Source organism: Clavibacter sp. VKM Ac-2873 (assembly GCF_015351075.1).
GTDB lineage: Bacteria > Actinomycetota > Actinomycetes > Actinomycetales > Microbacteriaceae > Clavibacter.
Map to the genome: position 1 here is coordinate 1375083 of NZ_JADKRS010000001.1, position 16585 is coordinate 1391667.

The 16585-nt window shown below is 75.2% G+C and carries 14 protein-coding genes; 6 read left to right on the forward strand and 8 right to left on the reverse strand.

Features of this window, described 5'->3' with window-relative positions:
• Positions 1 to 6: 6 nt before the first annotated feature.
• Together ITJ44_RS06365 and ITJ44_RS06370 are read left to right on the forward strand one after the other, a co-directional pair.
• A complete protein-coding gene (locus ITJ44_RS06365; protein WP_194633867.1) occupies positions 7 to 498 on the forward strand; it encodes a DUF6226 family protein in 492 nt (163 codons plus the stop codon).
• 64 nt (positions 499 to 562) lie between these two features.
• Positions 563 to 1573 (forward strand): EamA family transporter, encoded by a 1011-nt coding sequence (locus ITJ44_RS06370; RefSeq protein WP_194633868.1) that lies wholly within the window; start codon positions 563 to 565, stop codon positions 1571 to 1573.
• Positions 1574 to 1604: 31 nt separating this feature from the next.
• On the opposite strand, the gene rocD is transcribed toward ITJ44_RS06370, so the two are convergent.
• Both rocD and ddaH read right to left on the reverse strand, forming a co-directional pair.
• Positions 1605 to 2849 carry an ornithine--oxo-acid transaminase gene (gene rocD / locus ITJ44_RS06375; RefSeq protein WP_228494504.1) on the reverse strand — a complete coding sequence of 415 codons (1245 nt, stop codon included), beginning with the start codon at positions 2847 to 2849 and terminating at the stop codon, positions 1605 to 1607.
• An 8-nt stretch (positions 2850 to 2857) separates the two neighbouring features.
• Positions 2858 to 3700, reverse strand: a complete 843-nt coding sequence (gene ddaH, locus ITJ44_RS06380) for a dimethylargininase (RefSeq protein WP_194633869.1) — start codon at positions 3698 to 3700, stop codon at positions 2858 to 2860.
• A 183-nt stretch (positions 3701 to 3883) separates the two neighbouring features.
• On the opposite strand from ddaH, the gene ITJ44_RS06385 reads away from it, so the two are divergent.
• The gene (locus tag ITJ44_RS06385) at positions 3884 to 4321 is read left to right on the forward strand and encodes an Lrp/AsnC family transcriptional regulator (protein WP_011931848.1); all 438 of its coding nucleotides are present in this window, start codon (positions 3884 to 3886) and stop codon (positions 4319 to 4321) included.
• An 18-nt stretch (positions 4322 to 4339) separates the two neighbouring features.
• On the opposite strand, the gene ITJ44_RS06390 is transcribed toward ITJ44_RS06385, so the two are convergent.
• Positions 4340 to 4711 carry a hypothetical protein gene (locus ITJ44_RS06390; RefSeq protein ID WP_194633870.1) on the reverse strand — a complete coding sequence of 124 codons (372 nt, stop codon included), beginning with the start codon at positions 4709 to 4711 and terminating at the stop codon, positions 4340 to 4342.
• A gap of 121 nt (positions 4712 to 4832) precedes the next feature.
• Here ITJ44_RS06390 and ITJ44_RS06395 point away from each other — a divergent pair, with 121 nt between their 5' ends.
• The 3 genes from ITJ44_RS06395 to ITJ44_RS06405 all read left to right on the forward strand — a co-directional run bounded on the left by ITJ44_RS06395 (position 4833) and on the right by ITJ44_RS06405 (position 10767).
• Positions 4833 to 5201: a GntR family transcriptional regulator gene (locus tag ITJ44_RS06395; RefSeq protein WP_194633871.1), complete on the forward strand. Its 369-nt coding sequence runs from the start codon at positions 4833 to 4835 to the stop codon at positions 5199 to 5201.
• Between the two features lie 113 nt (positions 5202 to 5314).
• Positions 5315 to 9457: a Pls/PosA family non-ribosomal peptide synthetase gene (locus ITJ44_RS06400; RefSeq protein ID WP_194633872.1), complete on the forward strand. Its 4143-nt coding sequence runs from the start codon at positions 5315 to 5317 to the stop codon at positions 9455 to 9457.
• Positions 9454 to 10767 (forward strand): M1 family metallopeptidase, encoded by a 1314-nt coding sequence (locus tag ITJ44_RS06405; protein ID WP_194633873.1) that lies wholly within the window; start codon positions 9454 to 9456, stop codon positions 10765 to 10767. Before ITJ44_RS06400 ends, ITJ44_RS06405 begins: the two co-directional genes overlap by 4 nt.
• Before the next feature lie 46 nt (positions 10768 to 10813).
• Here the strand turns inward: ITJ44_RS06405 and ITJ44_RS06410 are convergent, their stop codons facing one another.
• Genes ITJ44_RS06410 through ITJ44_RS06430 form a run of 5 tightly spaced genes read right to left on the reverse strand, consistent with a single transcriptional unit; the run spans position 10814 to position 16582 of the window.
• Positions 10814 to 11347: a 4'-phosphopantetheinyl transferase superfamily protein gene (locus ITJ44_RS06410; protein WP_194633874.1), complete on the reverse strand. Its 534-nt coding sequence runs from the start codon at positions 11345 to 11347 to the stop codon at positions 10814 to 10816.
• Positions 11344 to 12021 (reverse strand): DUF6584 family protein, encoded by a 678-nt coding sequence (locus ITJ44_RS06415; protein ID WP_194633875.1) that lies wholly within the window; start codon positions 12019 to 12021, stop codon positions 11344 to 11346. Before ITJ44_RS06415 ends, ITJ44_RS06410 begins: the two co-directional genes overlap by 4 nt.
• A 56-nt stretch (positions 12022 to 12077) precedes the next feature.
• Entirely contained in the window at positions 12078 to 12740 is a 663-nt protein-coding gene (locus ITJ44_RS06420) for a hypothetical protein (RefSeq protein ID WP_228494505.1), read from the reverse strand.
• A gap of 38 nt (positions 12741 to 12778) precedes the next feature.
• Positions 12779 to 12931 carry a hypothetical protein gene (locus tag ITJ44_RS06425; RefSeq protein WP_228494506.1) on the reverse strand — a complete coding sequence of 51 codons (153 nt, stop codon included), beginning with the start codon at positions 12929 to 12931 and terminating at the stop codon, positions 12779 to 12781.
• On the reverse strand, positions 12932 to 16582 hold the full coding sequence (locus ITJ44_RS06430) for a proline dehydrogenase family protein (protein WP_194633877.1): 3651 nt from the start codon (positions 16580 to 16582) through the stop codon (positions 12932 to 12934).
• Between the last annotated feature and the right edge of the window lie 3 nt (positions 16583 to 16585).

Below are 16585 nucleotides of genomic sequence, written 5' to 3' on the forward strand. Positions count from 1 at the left end.
CTGCCCGTGCCCACCTTCGTCCGCCCCGCCATCGACGCCCCGCCGGGGCTCGACGACGCCGGCGTCCCGTACGGATCCCGATGGGACGACGCCGACGGCCCGCCCGAGGACGCGTACTCGCACACCTCGCACCTCGAGCGGTTCGCGCCGCTGCACGCGGTGGCCGATGCGCTCGTCGCGCACCTCGCGGCGACGCACGAGGTGAGCGTCGTGGAGGGCCCGGATCCGGCCCTCGCGGATCCTCACCCCGACGCCGTCCGCTCCGTCCGTCTCACGCCGCGCGACGGGAGCGGCGGGACGCTCGCGCTCGAGTGGACGTCGTTCCCCGGGGTGATGCTGCACGCGGGCCGCCGGTTCCCCGAGGCGTTCCCCGCGTGCGGCTGCGACGCGTGCGACGACCGCTGGGAGGACGTGGCGGACGAGCTCGAGCAGGCGGTGCTGCTCGCGGCGGGCCAGGTGCCTCCGCCGCCCGAGCCGTTCGGCGACCTCGTCCGCTGATCCGCCGCGCGACGCCGCCGATCGCCGCCCGGTCGTCCGTCCCCCGCGTCGGTACGCTCGCGAGGTGACCAGCCCCGGGGACCCCGCCGACCCCGCGGGCGCGCACCCGGGATCCGCCCCCGGCACCACCCCGGCCGGCGTCGAGGGCGCGGTCGTCGGCGCGACGGACGCCCACGGGACCCGCAGCACCGCCGCGGGCGCCGCGCTGCAGGTCGGCACCATCGTGAGCGTCAGCTACGGGTCGTCTCTCGCCGGGCTCGTGATCCCCGTCGTCTGCCCCGTCCTGGTGGTCGCCGCGCGGCAGGTGATGATGGCGGCGCTCGTGCTGCCGGTCGCGCGGCCGCGGATCCACCGCATGACGCGCGCCCAGCTCGTCCCCGCCGTGATGCTCGGCCTCGCGCTCTCGCTGATGAACCTCTCGTACTACGCGGCCGTCGACCGGCTGGGACTCGGCATCGCCGCGACGATCGAGTTCCTCGGGCCGCTGTCCATCGCGCTGCTCGCGTCGCGCCGCCTGCTCGACGCCGCGTGCGCGCTCGTCGCGGCCGCGGGCGTCGTGGTGCTCACCGGGCTCGAGGGCCGGATCGACCCGTTCGGCCTCGTCTGCGGCGCGACCGCGGCGATCACCTGGGCGGGCTACATCGTCTTCACGCGCCGGGTCGCCGAGCGGCTGCCGGGCTTCCAGGGGATCGCGGTCGCCAGCATCGTGAGCCTCGTCGTGCTGGTGCCGTGGGCGCTCCTCACGCTCGACCTCGCCGCGATCGACGGGCGGATCCTCGGCCTCCTCGTGGCGATCGGCCTACTGTCGTCCGCTGTGCCGTACTCGCTCGACACCGTGATCCTCCGCCGCATAACCCCGCGCCTGTTCGCCGTGCTCACGAGCCTCAGCCCGGTGGTCGCGGCGATCCTCGGCGTGATCGTGCTGCGGGAGTCGCTGTCGCCGATCCAGCTCGGGGCGATCGTGGTCGTGTGCGTCGCCGCCGGCGTGGCCATCGCGACGCGCGCGCCCGCGGGACCCGCAGCGCCCCGCCGACCGCGCGGCCCCCGGACGCGGACGCGCCCGGCCGCGTCGTGAGGCGGCCGGGCGCGGATCGATCGGACGCGGGTCAGCGCGCCCCGAGCTCCGTCAGCACCTCGGCGAGCTGCTCGACGGCCCAGACGAGGTCCGCCTCCTCCACCACGATGGGCGGCGCGAGCCGGATCGTCGAGCCGTGCGTGTCCTTGGCGAGCACGCCGCGCGCGGCGAGCCGTTCGCAGACCACGCGGCCCGTGGCGAGCGCCGGGTCGATGTCGATGCCGGCCCACAGCCCGCGGCCGCGGACCTCGAGGACACCGTGGCCGACGAGATCCGCCAGCCGGGCGTGCAGCACGGCGCCGAGGCGACGCGCGCGCTCCTGCGGCTCGCCCGTCGCGAGCATGTCGACCACCGCGTGGCCCACGGCCGCGGCCAGCGGGTTGCCGCCGAAGGTGGATCCGTGCTGCCCCGGCTGGATGACGCCCAGCACGTCCGCGTCGCCGACCACAGCCGAGACGGGCACGATGCCGCCGCCGAGCGCCTTGCCGAGCAGGTACAGGTCGGGCACGACGTCGGAGTTGTCGCACTCGAAGGTCGCGCCCGTGCGGCCGAGGCCCGACTGGATCTCGTCCGCGATCATCAGCACCCGCTCGCGCGTGCAGATCCGCCGCACGTCGGCGAGGTAGCCGGCGGGCGGCACGACGATGCCGGCCTCGCCCTGGATCGGCTCGACGAGCACGGCGACCGTGTCCTCGTCGATCGCCGCCTCGAGCGCCACGGCGTCGCCGTACGGCACCGTGACGAACCCGGGCGTGAACGGCCCGAAGTCGGCGCGCGCCTCCTCGTCGTCGCTGAAGCTCACGATGGTGGTGGTGCGGCCGTGGAAGTTGCCGGCCATCACGATGATCTTCGCCCGGCCCGCGGCCACGCCCTTCACCCGGTAGCCCCAGGCGCGCGCGACCTTGATCCCGGACTCCACGGCCTCGGCGCCCGTGTTCATCGGCAGCACCATGTCCTTGCCGGCGAGCGCGGCGAGCGCCGTGACGAACGGGCCCAGCTTGTCGTTGTGGAAGGCGCGGCTCGTGAGCGTGATCCGCCCGAGCTGCTCGGTCGCGACCCGCACGAGGTCCGGGTGCGAGTGGCCGAAGTTCACGGCCGAGTACGCGGCCAGGCAGTCGAGCAGGCGCCGGCCGTCGAGGTCGGTGACCCAGGCGCCCTGGCCGGACGCGACAACGACGGGCAGCGGGTGGTAGTTGTGCGCGGCGTGCGCCTCCTCGGCGTGGATCGCGCGGGCGCCCGCGTCGGACGCGGCGGGGCGGTCGATGGTGTCGGTCATGGTCGTGCCTACTTCCGCAGCTCGAGCGTGCAGCACTTCACGCCGCCGCCGCCGAGCAGCAGCTCGGACAGGTCGACGCCGATGGGGTTGTAGCCGCGCTCGCGCAGCGACGCCTCGAAGCCGACGGCCTTCTCCGCGATGACCACGTTGTAGCCGTCGCTGTAGGAGTTGAGGCCGAGGATCGACGCGTCCTGCTCGCTGACCTCGACCGCGTCGGGGAAGCGGCGCTCGATCTCGTCGAGGCTGTCGGCGTCGAACGCGCTCGGCAGGTAGGCGATGTTGGTGTCGTCGAGCACGGCGATCGCGGTGTCCAGGTGGTAGAACGACGGGTTCACGAGGCGGAGGGTCACGACCTCGCGATCGAAGATCCGGGCCACCTCGGCGTGGCTGGTGCTGTCGCTGCGGAAGCCGGTGCCCGCGAGGATCGTGTCGCCGACCAGGAGGATGTCGCCCTCGCCCTCGTTGACCTGCTCGGGCACGCGCACGTCGAAGCCCGCCTCGCGGAACCAGTCCATGTACGCGGGGCCCTCGGGCTGGCGCTCGGGGTACTGGAACGCGGCGCCGTACGCGATGCCGTCGAGCGTGAAGCCGCCGTTGGCCGCGTAGACCATGTCCGGCAGGCCGGCGATCCCGTCGATCAGCTCGACCTGGAAGCCGAGGCCGACGTACGTGTCGTGGAGGGTCTGCCACTGGCGCACCGCGAGCGAGGTGTCGGTCGGGACGGCCGGGTCCATCCAGGGGTTGATCTTGTAGACCACGTCGAAGTGGTCGGGCCGGCACATGAGCACGCGCTTCGCGACGGGCGTGCGGCCGGTCGGGGCTTCCGTGGGCCGAGGGAGGGTGGAGGGCATGGTGCTCCTGCTTCGTGCGGCGCGCCGGGTGGCGCGGTCGTGGAGGCGGACGATGTCCCAGAGCCCCGAGGGGACGCCTTCCGCACAGCCTGGCACGCGGATCACGCCCGTTCACCCGGTCGCCACGCGGATCCCGCGCGTGAGACCCCCTTCTCGCGCAGGATCCCGCCATAGGCTCGGAGCATGGACAACCTCGACCACCGGATCATCGACCTCCTCCGCCAGAACGGACGCGCCGGCTACGGCGACATCGGCGGCACCGTCGGCCTCTCGGCCAGCGCGGTGAAGCGGCGGGTCGACCGGCTGGTGGCCGACGGCGTGATCCGCGGCTTCACCATCCAGGTCGACCCCGCGGTCGACGGCCTCAGCACCGAGGCCTACGTGGAGCTGTTCTGCCGCGGGACGGTCGCGCCCGACGAGCTGCGCCGGATCCTGCAGGGCGTCCCCGAGGTCGTCGACGCGGGCACCGTCACGGGCGACGCGGACGCCATCGTGCGGATCCGCTCCCGCGACATCCCGAGCCTCGAGGACGCCCTGGAGAAGGTGCGCCTCGCCCCGAACGTCGACCACACGCGCAGCGCGATCGTGCTGTCGCGGCTGGTGAACCGGACGCTGGAGTAGCGGCGGGGCACCGCCGGCTCAGGAGAAGAGCGCGACCAGGATCACGACGTAGATGACCACGAAGAGGGCCGGCAGCGCGTAGCGGACGAGGTTCGTGAGGCCCTCGGACGCGATGACCGTGCGGGCCGCGTGCGACGTGGCGCCCTGGTCGCGGAGGTCGCGGGCGATGGCGATGCCCTGCGACGTGATCGAGAACTGGGCGGCGGCGCCCATGGCGCCCGTGGCCAGGAGGATGAGCGCGGCCGCGAGGCGCGTGCCGAGGTCGGCGTCGGCGAGGCCCGTGCGGAGCAGCACCACCGTGGAGGTCAGCAGGAACACCGGGGCCAGCTGGCTCGTGATCATCTGCGTGCGGGCGCGCGACCACATCGTGATCAGCTCGAGCTCGGACATGCGGTTCCTCCCGTCGGCGGCCGTGCGCCGCCCTCCCATCCTGCCTCGCCGCGGGCGTCCCGGCGTGCGCCGACGTGCATGTCGCGCCCGCCGACCGTCTCCCGATCGCTAGCCTCAGCGCATGGATCCCGCGCCCGGCTACCGCATCGAGCCGGGCTCCGCGACCCCGCCCTACGCGCAGCTGCGCGCGGAGATCGCGCGCCGGGCCGCCGACGGCGAGCTGCCGGTCGGGGCGCGGCTGCCGACCGTGCGGGCGCTCGCGGAGCAGACCGGCGTCGCCGTGAACACGGTCGCGCGGGCCTACAGGGAGCTCGAGGCCGACGGGGTGATCGAGACGCGCGGCCGTGCCGGTTCGTTCATCGCGGCGCAGGACGACGTGCCGCAGGCGCTGCGGGCGGCGGCGATCGCGTACGCGCGGCTCGCCGGCCGCCTGGGAGTGGCCGACGGGGAGGCGCGGCGCCTGGTGGACGAGGCGCTCGCGGCCGGATGACCGATCCGCAGGGTGCGGCGGGCGCGGCGGCGACGCCGGGTCGCGGCGAATCCACCTCCCGTTCACCCGGAGGCCCGACAGTGCACACGCCGCACGATCCGAACGGAGACCACATGCCCGAGTCCTCCCCGGAGGCGGCGACGCCGCACGACGACGCCCCGCGCGCGAGCGCTCCCGTCGAGCCCACCGGCACCGCCGAGGCCCCCGCCGCCGACGCCCAGCACGTGCTCGACCGGGCCGACGCCGTCACGCCGCCGCGCACGCTCGTCGACGTGCTCCGGGCCACGGTCGCCGCGCACCCCGACGCGTCCGCGATCCAGGACGGCGACGGCGCGCTCAGCTACCGCGAGCTCATGGCGCGCGTGGTGCAGGTCGCCGCGTCGCTGCGGGACGCGGGCGTCGGCAAGGGCGACCGGGTGGGGATCCGCATGCCGTCGGGATCCCGCGACCTCTACGTCACCGTGCTCGGCGTGCTCGCCGCCGGTGCCGCGTACGTGCCGGTGGACGCGGACGACCCCGACGAGCGCGCCCGGCTCGTGTTCGGCGAGGCGCGCGTCGCCGGCGTCGTGACCGGCACGGGCGAGTTCACGCCGCGGGCCGCGGACGCCGCCGAGACCGCCGCCGGCACCGCCGACGTCACCGCCGCGGCCGCCGCGCTCCGGATCCTCCCCGCCGCCACCGCGCACGCCTCCACCTCCGCGCTCCCTCTCGTCGCGCCGCCCGCGCCCGAGGACGACGCGTGGATCATCTTCACCTCCGGGTCCACCGGCACCCCCAAGGGCGTCGCCGTCTCGCATCGCTCGGCCGCGGCGTTCGTCGACGCCGAGGCGCGCCTCTTCCTGCAGGAGGAGCCCATCGGCCCCGGCGACCGCGTGCTCGCGGGCCTCTCGGTCGCCTTCGACGCGTCCTGCGAGGAGATGTGGCTGGCCTGGCGCCACGGCGCGTGCCTCGTGCCGGCGCCGCGCAGCCTCGTCCGCAGCGGCATGGACCTCGGTCCCTGGCTCACCACGCACGGCGTGACGATCGTGTCCACCGTGCCGACGCTCGCGGCCCTGTGGCCCGCGGAGTCGCTCGAGAACGTGCGCCTGCTCATCTTCGGCGGCGAGGCCTGCCCGCCCGAGCTCGGCCAGCGCCTCGCCACCGACGGGCGCGAGGTCTGGAACACGTACGGCCCCACCGAGGCGACCGTCGTCGCGTGCGCGGCCCCGCTCGGCGGTCCCGGCCCCGTGCGCATCGGCCTGCCGCTCGACGGCTGGGACCTCGCGGTCGTCGATGCCGAGGGCGCGCGCGTCCCCGAGGGCGGCGTGGGCGAGCTGATCATCGGCGGCGTCGGGCTCGCCCGCTACCTGGATCCCGCCAAGGACGCCGAGAAGTACGCCCCGTTCCCCGCGCTCGGCTGGGACCGCGCCTACCGCTCGGGCGACCTCGTGCGCTTCGAGGCGGAGGGCCTCGTCTTCCAGGGCCGCGCCGACGACCAGGTGAAGGTCGGCGGCCGGCGCATCGAGCTCGGCGAGATCGAGGCGGCGCTGCAGGGCCTCGACGACGTGCAGGGCGCGGCCGTCGCGGTGCAGACCACGGGCGCGGGCAACCCGGTGCTCGTCGGCTACCTCGTGCCCCGGGATCCCGCCACCTTCTCCCGCGAGGACGCCGTGCAGCGCCTCCGCGTCGCGCTGCCGGCCGCGCTCGTGCCGCTCATCGGCGTGGTCGAGTCGCTGCCGACGCGCACGTCCGGCAAGGTCGACAAGGCCGCGCTGCCCTGGCCGCTCCCGGGCGCCGCGGGCGACGACGGCGCCGACCTCGACGCCGAGCTGCGCCCGCTCGCCGAGATGTGGTCGGCCGCGCTCGGCACGCCCGTGGCGAGCGCCGACGCCAACTTCTTCGACCTGGGCGGCGGATCCCTGTCGGCCGCCCAGCTCGTGGCCCGGATCCGCACCATCGATCCCGAGTTCACGGTCGCCGACGTCTACGCGCACCCGCGCCTCGGCGCGATGCACGCGGCGATCGCGGGACGCGCCCCGCGGGCGGAGCGCAGCGGGCCACGCGTCGACGTGACGCCCACGCCCCGCCGCACGCAGTGGATCCAGACCCTCCTCGGCGCGCCCCTCCTCGCCCTGCAGAGCCTCCGCTGGCTCGCGCTGCTGCTCACGGCGAGCGCGCTGCTGCGCCCGCTCGGCGGCTTCGACGCGCTCCCCGACGTGTCGTGGTGGCTGCTGATCCCGGGCCTCCTCCTCTTCGCGACGCCGTTCGGCCGCATGGCGATCTCCGCGGCGGCCGCGCGGCTGCTGCTCCGCGGCCTCACGCCGGGCGACCACCCGCGCGGCGGGACGTGGCACCTGCGGCTCTGGCTGGCCGAGCAGATCGCGCAGCAGATCGGCGCGGTCGGGCTCGCGGGCGCGCCCTGGATCACCTACTACGCGCGGGCGCTGGGCGCGCGCATCGCCGACGACGTGGACCTGCACACGCTGCCGCCCGTCACGGGCATGCTCCGCATCGGCCGCGGCGCGTCCGTCGAGCCCGAGGTCGACCTCTCCGGCTACTGGATCGACGGCGACACGGTGCGCGTCGGCGCGGTCCGCATCGGCGCGGGATCGACGGTCGGCACGCGCTCGACGCTGCTGCCGGGCACGCGCATCGGCAAGGGCGCCGAGATCGCGCCGGGCTCGGCCGTCTTCGGACGCGTGCCGTCGGGCCAGCGCTGGGCCGGATCCCCCGCCGCACGCGAGGGCAAGGCCCGCGTCTGGTGGCCCGACCACCGGCCGCCGCGCAACACGCGCTGGGTCACGGCGTACGGCGCCGCCTCGGTCGCGACCGCGCTCGTGCCGGTGGTGGGCTTCGTCGCGGGCGGCGGGATCCTCGCGGCGGCCATCCACGGGGCCGCCGACCTCGGCGACGTGTGGTGGCGCGGCCTCGGCGCGCTCGTGCCCGCCGTGCTCGTCACCGGCCTCGTGCTGGCGCTGCTCGTGGTCGGATCCGTGCGCCTCCTCGGTCTCGGCGTGACCGAGGGGATCCACGCCGTGCGCAGCCGCGTCGGCTGGCAGCTGTGGACCACCGAGCGCCTCCTCGACCTCGCGCGCACCGTGCTCTTCCCGCTCTACGCCGGCCTCTTCACGCCCGTCTGGCTGCGCCTCCTCGGCGCGCGCGTCGGCAAGGACGTCGAGGCGTCGACGGTGCTCCTCATCCCCGCGATGACCACGATCCGCGACGGCGCCTTCCTCGCCGACGACACGCTCGTCGCCGGCTACGAGCTCGGCGGCGGGTGGATGCGCGTCGCCCGCGCCGAGATCGGCCAGCGCGCGTTCCTCGGCAACTCGGGCATGGCGGGTCCCGGCCACAAGGTGCCGAAGGACGGCCTCGTCGCCGTGCTCTCGGCCGCGCCGACCAAGTCGAAGTCCGGATCATCCTGGCTCGGCTCCCCGCCCGTCCGGCTCCGGCGCACGGTCGCCGCGGCCGACGACTCGCGCACGTTCCGGCCGGCGACCCGGCTCCGCGTGGCCCGCATCCTCTGGGAGCTGCTGCGCGTGGTGCCCGTGTTCGTGACCTGCGCGATCGGCCTCGCCGTGCTCGTGGCCCTCGCCGCGCTCACCGAGGCGTGGGGCCCGCTCGTCGCGTTCCTGCTCGGCGGGGTGGTGCTGCTCGTGGCCGGCGCGGTGGCGGCGGGCGTCTCGACGGCGGCCAAGTGGATCCTGATCGGCCGCATCCGCGCCGAGGAGCACCCGCTGTGGTCGTCGTTCGTGTGGCGCAGCGAGGTGTCGGACGTGTTCACCGAGATGGTCGCGGCGCCCTGGTTCGCGTCGTCCGCCGCGGGCACGCCCGCGCTCGTCTGGTGGCTGCGGAGCCTCGGCGCGCGCATCGGATCCGGCGTCTGGTGCGACTCGCACTGGCTGCCCGAGGCCGACCTCGTGACCCTCGGGGACGCGTCCACGGTCAACCGCGGCTGTGTCGTGCAGACGCATCTGTTCCATGATCGGATCATGAGCATGGACACCGTCACCCTCGACGCGGGTGCGACCCTCGGGCCGCACAGCGTCATCCTCCCCGCGGCGCGCATCGGCCCGCAGGCCACCGTGGGCCCCGCCAGCCTCGTGATGCGCGGGGAGCTCGTGCCCGAGGCGAGCCGCTGGAGCGGCAACCCGATCGGCCCGTGGCGCGAGGTGACGCTCGGCCGCTACCTCCCCGCGACGGGCTCCCCGGCGTCCGCGAACGCCACCACCGCTCCGACCGACGCCGCCGCGCGCGCGACCGCCGGTCACCGGTGAGGGCCGCCGCAGGTCCGTCGTCCGGCGACGCGTACACCCCCGAGGTCGGATCCACGGCCTTCGCGGTCGAGCGCTACGACCTCGACCTCGACTACCGCGTCGCCCGCAACCGCCTGAAGGCGCGCGCCGTCATCACCGCGGTCGCGCGCGAGCCGCTCCCCCGCTTCGAGCTCGACCTCACGGGCCTCCGCGCGGGCGACGTGCGCGTCGACGGGCGCCGCGAGACCCGGCACGTGCAGCGCGGCGGACGCCTCGTCGTCACGCCCGCCGCCCCCATCGCCGCGGGCGCCACCTTCACGGTCGACGTCGCCTACTCCGGTGAGCCCGGCCCGCGCCGCACGGTCTGGGGCGATCTGGGCTGGGAGGAGCTCGGCGACGGCGTGCTCGTCGCGTCGCAGCCGAGCGGCGCGTCCACCTGGTTCCCCTGCAACGACCGGCCGGACGACCGGGCCGCCTTCCGGATCCGCGTCGCGTGCGAGGTCGACTACTCCGTGATCGCGAGCGGCCGGCTCGTCTCGCGGATCGAGCGCTCGGGACGCGCCACCTGGACGTACGAGCAGGACGCCCCCACGGCGCCCTACCTCGCGACCGTGCAGATCGGCCGGTACGTCGAGAAGCGCGTGCCCGCTGGATCCACCCAGGCCGTCTTCGCGTACCCGAAGCCCCGCGAGGCCCGCGTGCTGCAGGACCTCGCGCTCGTGCCGCGCATGATGGCGTTCTTCGAGACGCTGTTCGGGCCGTACCCGTTCGACGAGTACCGGGTCGTGGTGACGGACGATGACCTGGAGATCCCGCTCGAGGCGCAGGCCATGGCGGTGCTCGGCGCGAACCACGCGGACGGCACGGGCGGATCCGAGCGGCTCGTCGCCCACGAGCTCGCGCACCAGTGGTTCGGCAACTCGGTGGGCCTCGCGTCGTGGCAGCACATCTGGCTCAACGAGGGCTTCGCCTGCTACGCCGAGTGGTTGTGGTCGGAGGAGTCCGGCGGGCCCACCGCGGACCAGCTCGCGCGCCAGCACCACGCGCGCCTCGACCGCTACGGCACGCAGATGGGCATCGGCGATCCCGGACCCGAGGCGATGTTCGACGACGTCGTCTACAAGCGCGGCGCCCTCGCGGTCCACGCACTGCGGCTGACGCTCGGCGACGCGGCGTGGCGGCAGCTGCTGCTGCGCTGGACGGATCCGGCGTGGACGGCCCCGCGCACCACGGCGGACCTCGTCGGCGCGGCCGGCGACGCGGGCGCGCTGCTGCGCGCGTGGCTCGCGGACGCGCCCCTGCCGGCGCTCCCGCGGGTGCGGCGGCGCTGAGGGCTCCGGCGTCGGATCCGGCCGGGCGGCCGGCGCGGGCCGCTCGTCACACCACGGACTGCTCGCGCCGGGCGGACGCCGCGACCAGGTCGGGGGAGAGCTCGACGTCCGCGACGCGGTAGCGCGCGGGCTCGCCGTCGATCCACGCGACGGTCCCGTGCGCGTCGTCCGCGAACCGCACGCGCGCCGGATCCACCGCCAGCCCGCGACCGTCGGCCTTCAGCACCGCCTCGATCCGCACCCAGTCGGCGAGCGTCATGCCGGGCGGCCCCTCGCGGTCCCGCGGCTCGGCGTCGATGCCGATCGGGCCGTCGGCGCTGACCGCGACCACCACCGCGTCGCCCGCGTGCGCGACGCACGCGTGCAGGCCATCGAGCGCGCGGGATCCGCCGAGCACCGGCCGGCCGTGCGCGCCGCCGCACGTGGCGCAGCGGGCGCGGACCGTCACGTCAGCGGGATCCGCCCCCACGATCCCCGCCGCGAGCGTCCGCAGCGCGTCGCGGCCTGCGGCGGTGCGGGCGCGGCGATCGGCGGACGCATCCACCGCGACGTGCGCGACGAACACGACGTCGCGCGTCATGATCCGCCGGGGGCGCCGGGGCCGGGCGGATCCGCGGGGAGCACGCCCTCGTCCAGGTCCTCCGCGGTCGGCCTGGCCGGTGTCCGCAGCGCGTTCACCCAGGCCAGCACGACCGCGGCGACCGCGAGCACGAGCACGGCCGCCGTGATCCAGCGGGTGAAGCCGCTCGTCGACGCGCCGAGGAGCGCCCCGACGAACGTCACCGCGATGTCGACGAGGAGGAGCACGACGGCGATGATCCCGACGACCGGGGCGTAGCCGTCCAACGGGCCGGGAGGTCCGGGCAGCGGGCCCGGCGTCGGGGGATCCGCCCGGCGGGACAGCAGCTCCCGCTGCACCGGGATCCGCGCCGCCAGCAGCCGCGCGTCCTCCGGGATCGGCCCGGCGGGGAGGTGCAGGAACGCGAGCACGTCGCCGCCGACAGGGTACGAGGCCGCGAACAGCCGTGCGGTGCGGTCGCGCTCGTACGTCGTGGTCCACCCCGGGAGGACGATGCCCCACCGACCGGCCTGGTCGTGCGTGCCGTCGTCGCGGTACCACTCCGCGAGGAGACGCCGGGCGGCCAGCTCGGTCGGATGCGCCTCCACGCGCGAGCGCAGCGACTGGATCCCCTTCGCGCGCTCACCCGCATCCCGCATCGCCTCGGCGCGCGCGATCGCCTCGGCCTGGTCCATCCGCTCATCGTGGCAGGCGGGCCGCTCGACCGCACCCGGCCGATCCGCGGCGGCGGTCAGACGGCCATGCGCGCGAGCGCCACGGCGGCCGCCATCAGGGCGACGGCGAGCAGCACCGCCGACGGGCCGATCCACCACCAGCCCCGGCGGGCTCGCGTGCCCTCCACGACCGCGGCCACGGCGAGCAGGACGAGTCCCACCGCGACGCCGCCGCGCGCGGGGGACGTGGCATCGTCGCCGGTCAGCGCCACGAGCCCGGACGTCAGGAGGGCGCCGGCGAGCAGCAGCCAGCCGAGCACGTGGACGGCGTGCGCGATCCGGCTCCGCAGGTCGCACGGTCGCAGCGGCTTCGCGCCGCGCCAGCCGTCGGGGGCGCGCAGCCCGTCCACGATCGCCATGACCTCATCCAGCTCCGCGGGCCGCTCGCCCGCGGGCAGCGCGAGGAAGCGTCCGAGGCGGTCGTCGGGCACGCCGGACGACGCGACCAACCGCGCCAGCAGCTCGCGCTCGCGCGGGGTGGTCCAGCCCGGGAGCGCGATCCCCCAGCGTCCGGCCTGGTCGGGCGCGCGGACCTCGCGGTACCAGGACGCGAGCAGCAGGCGCGCGACCGCGTCGCCCGGTTCCGCCCGCACGCGGGTCCGCAGCTCGACGATCGCGTCCCGCCGCCGGCCGCCGTCCCACAGCGCGCGGGCGCGGTCGACGGTCTCGGAGCGCTGCATCCGCCCAGGGTCGCGGATCTCGGCGGGCCGCGCGCGGATCATCCCCGGCGCCGCACCAGCGTCTCGTCCGTGTCCGTCTCCGTCGCCTGCGCCGCCCGCACGGGGCGCGCGAATCCGCGGCCGGGCGACTCCTCCTGCTCGAGCCGCCCGACCTCCGAGGCCGCGAGCGCGCTGACCTCGATCACGGTCACCTAGATGACCGCCTCGCTCCAGTCGTCCGGGTTGCCGAAGCGGTGGGCAGTGATGCTGATCGCCTGCTCGCGCAGGAACGTGAGCATCTCGACGCGGCCGGCCGCGGTGATCTCGTCGGCGAAGACGGCGACGTCGGGCGTGCCGCGGAGCGCGTCGGACAGGGCCCGCGCCTCGACGAGCCGCGAGTCGCGCGCGGCGACGAGGCGCACGCGCTCCGTCGGGATCCCGTCAGCGGCGACGCGGGCGAGCCACGCCTCGTCGGTCTCGATGGTCACGTGCACGCTCGGCAGGTCCTCGAGCACCTGGCCGAGGCCGGCCGGGAGGATCCCCGGCACCGACACGTGCATCTCCGCGCGCGCCAGGCGCCCGGCCGCGAGCACGCGCAGCAGGTCGGCGAGCGCGCCGGACTCGGTGAGCCGCACCGTGACGGGCAGCGGGCGGTAGCGGAACAGGTTCCGCTCGACGCCGAGGCCGCTCGGGTCCTTCACCTGGCCGAACTCGTCGTGCCACGCGACCGCGTCGCTGAGGGCGGAGCGGCGCACGAGGTCGAAGTCCTCGTAGCGGATGGCCGGCTGCGCCGACTCGATGAGCTCCGTGACCCGCGGCGACAGCCCGCGCAGGTGCAGCGAGCTCGAGTGCCGGCCCTCGTCGGAGACCCAGGAGCCGAGGCCCATGAGGTAGTTCGGGCCGCCGGCCTTGGTGCCGGATCCGACCGAGGAGCGCTTCCAGCCGCCGAACGGCTGGCGCTGCACGATCGCGCCCGTGATCCCGCGGTTGACGTAGAGGTTGCCCGCCTCGACCGTCTCCAGCCACTGCTCGAGCTCGCGCGCGTCGAGGCTGTGCAGGCCCGCGGTGAGGCCGTACGGGATCGCGTTCTGGAAGCGGATGGCCTCCTCGAGCGTGCGGGCGCGCATCACGCCGAGCACGGGGCCGAAGAACTCGGTGAGGTGGAAGTACGACCCCGGCTTCACGCCGTCGCGGACGCCCGGCGACCAGAGGCGGCCGGTCTCGTCCTTGACCTCGGGCTCCACGAGCCACTTCTCGCCGACGCCGAGCTGCGTGAGCGCGTGCTTGAGCTTGCCGGCCGCGGGCTCGATGATCGGGCCCATCTGCGTGGTCGGATCCGACGGGTACCCCACGCGCAGCGACGACACCGCGTCGGTGAGCTGCGTGAGGAAGCGACGGGACTTGCCGACCGAGCCCACGAGGATCACGAGGCTCGCCGCCGAGCACTTCTGGCCGGCGTGACCGAACGCGCTCTTCACGACGTCGGCGGCGGCCAGGTCGAGGTCGGCGCTCGGGGTGACGATGATGGCGTTCTTGCCGCTGGTCTCCGCGAGGAGCGGGAGGTCGCTCTTCCAGGAGCGGAAGACCTCGGCGGTCTCGTAGCCGCCCGTGAGGATCACGCGGTCGACCGCCGGATGGGAGATGAGGTGCTCGCCGAACTCGGCCTCGCCGGCGTCGACGAGCGCGAGCAGCTCGCGCGGCACGCCGGCCTCGCGGAGCGCTTCCACCAGCACGGCGCCGGAGCGGCGGGCCTGGCCGGCGGGCTTCACGACCACGCCGCTGCCGGCGGCCAAGGCTGCGAGCATGCTGCCCGCGGGGATCGCGACGGGGAAGTTCCACGGCGGCGCCACGACGGTGACGCGCGACGGCACGAACCGGGCCCCCTGCACGCGGTCGAGGTCGCGGGCGCGCTCGGCGTAGTAGTGCGCGAAGTCCACGGCCTCGCTGACCTCGGGGTCGGCCTCGGCGATGGTCTTGCCGGTCTCGGACGCCATCACCTCGATGAGGCGCGCGCGATTGCGCTCGATCGCGACGCCCACCCGGTGCAGGAGGGCGGCGCGCTGGTCGCCGGGACGGGCGCCCCAGGACGCGGCGGCCGTGCGGACCCCGTCGATCAGGTCGTCGAGCTGCGCGGTGGAGTCGATGCGCGCGGCCTCGATCGTCGCGACGCCGAGCCGCGACGCCTCGACGCGCGACAGGATCTCGCGGCCCCAGGCGCGGTTCGTCGGCAGCGCCGGATCCGTGTCGGCCGCGTTGTGGAACGGCGTCGCGGAGGCGTCCGGGTCCACCAGCGCGTCGGGCGTGAGCAGCGAGCCGCGCGTGAAGCCCTGGACCACGCTCGTGAGCTGCGGGTCGACCTCTTCCTCCGGCTCCTCCGGCGTCGCAGGCGCGGCGAGCGGATCCACGTCGTCGAGCTCCGGCGGGAAGCGGCGGTCCTGCGTGCGGTTCGGCGCCGGGATGGCGTCGTCCACGCCGGCGAGCGACGAGCGGAACCGCTGCTCCTCCCGCGCGAACAGGGCGCTCGACGTGCTCAGCTCGAACACCGCCGACATGAAGTTCTCCTGGCTCGCGTTCTCCTCCAGGCGGCGGATGAGGTACGAGATGGCCACGTCGAACTCGGTCGGGTGCACCACGGGCGTGTAGAGCAGCAGCCCGCCGACCGTGCGCTTCACGGCCTCGGCCTGGCCGGTCGCCATGCCGAGGAGCATCTCGAACTCGATCCGGTCGGTCACGCCGCGCTCCTCCGCGAGCAGCCACGCGTAGGCCACGTCGAAGAGGTTGTGCCCGGCGACGCCGATCTTCACGGCGTCGGCCGCGGCGGGCTGGAGCGCGTGCTCGAGCATGCGCTTGTAGTGCGTGTCGGTCTGCTCCTTGGTGGCCCAGGTGGCCACGGGCCAGTCGTGCATCCGGCCGTCGACCTGCTCCATGGCGAGGTTCGCGCCCTTCACGACGCGGACCTTGATGGGCGCGCCACCCGCGGCGCGCCGCTCCTGCGCCCACGCGGTGAGCCGCTGGAGGCCCGCGAGCGCGTCGGGCAGGTACGCCTGCAGCACGATGCCGGCCTCGAGGTCCTTCAGCTGCGGCTGGTCGAGCACGCGCGTGAACACCTCGATGGTGAGGTCGAGGTCCTTGTACTCCTCCATGTCGAGGTTGATGAACTTGGGGGTCTCCGCCTCCGACGCCAGCTCGTACAGCGGGGTGAGCCGCTCGACGACCTTGTCGACGGCCTCGTCGAACGCCCACATCGACAGCTGCGAGACGACGCTCGACACCTTGATGGAGACGTAGTCCACGTCGTCCCGGGCGAGCAGCTCGCGCGTGCCCGCCAGGCGGCGCGCGGCCTCCTTCTCGCCGAGCACGGCCTCGCCGAGCAGGTTGAGGTTGAGGCGGGATCCGCCCTCGCGCAGCTTGGCGATCGCCGGGCCGAGCTTCTCGCTCGTCGCGTCGACGATGAGGTGCCCGACCATCTCGCGCAGCACGCGCCGCGCGACCGGGACGACCACCTGAGGGAGGACGGGGCCGAGGATGCCGCCCGCGCGGATCGCGCCCTGCATGTACCAGGGCAGGAAGCCGGGGGTCTTGGCGGTCAGCGCGGCGAGGCTGTTGCCCGCGACCGGCAGGTCCTCGGGACGCACCACGCGGTCGACGAAGCCGATGGTGAAGTCGAGGCCGTTCTCGTCCTTGAGGACGCCGGCGAGGCGCTCGGCGGACGGATCGGCGGGGTGCTGCGCCGCCTCCGCGAGCCACGTGCGCACGAGCGCGACGGACCGGTCGGCGAGCGCCGCGCGATCCGGGGCGGCGGAAGCGCCGTCGACCGTCGGGATCTGCGCGGTCTCGGGGGCGGATGCGGTCTCGGCGGTCATGCG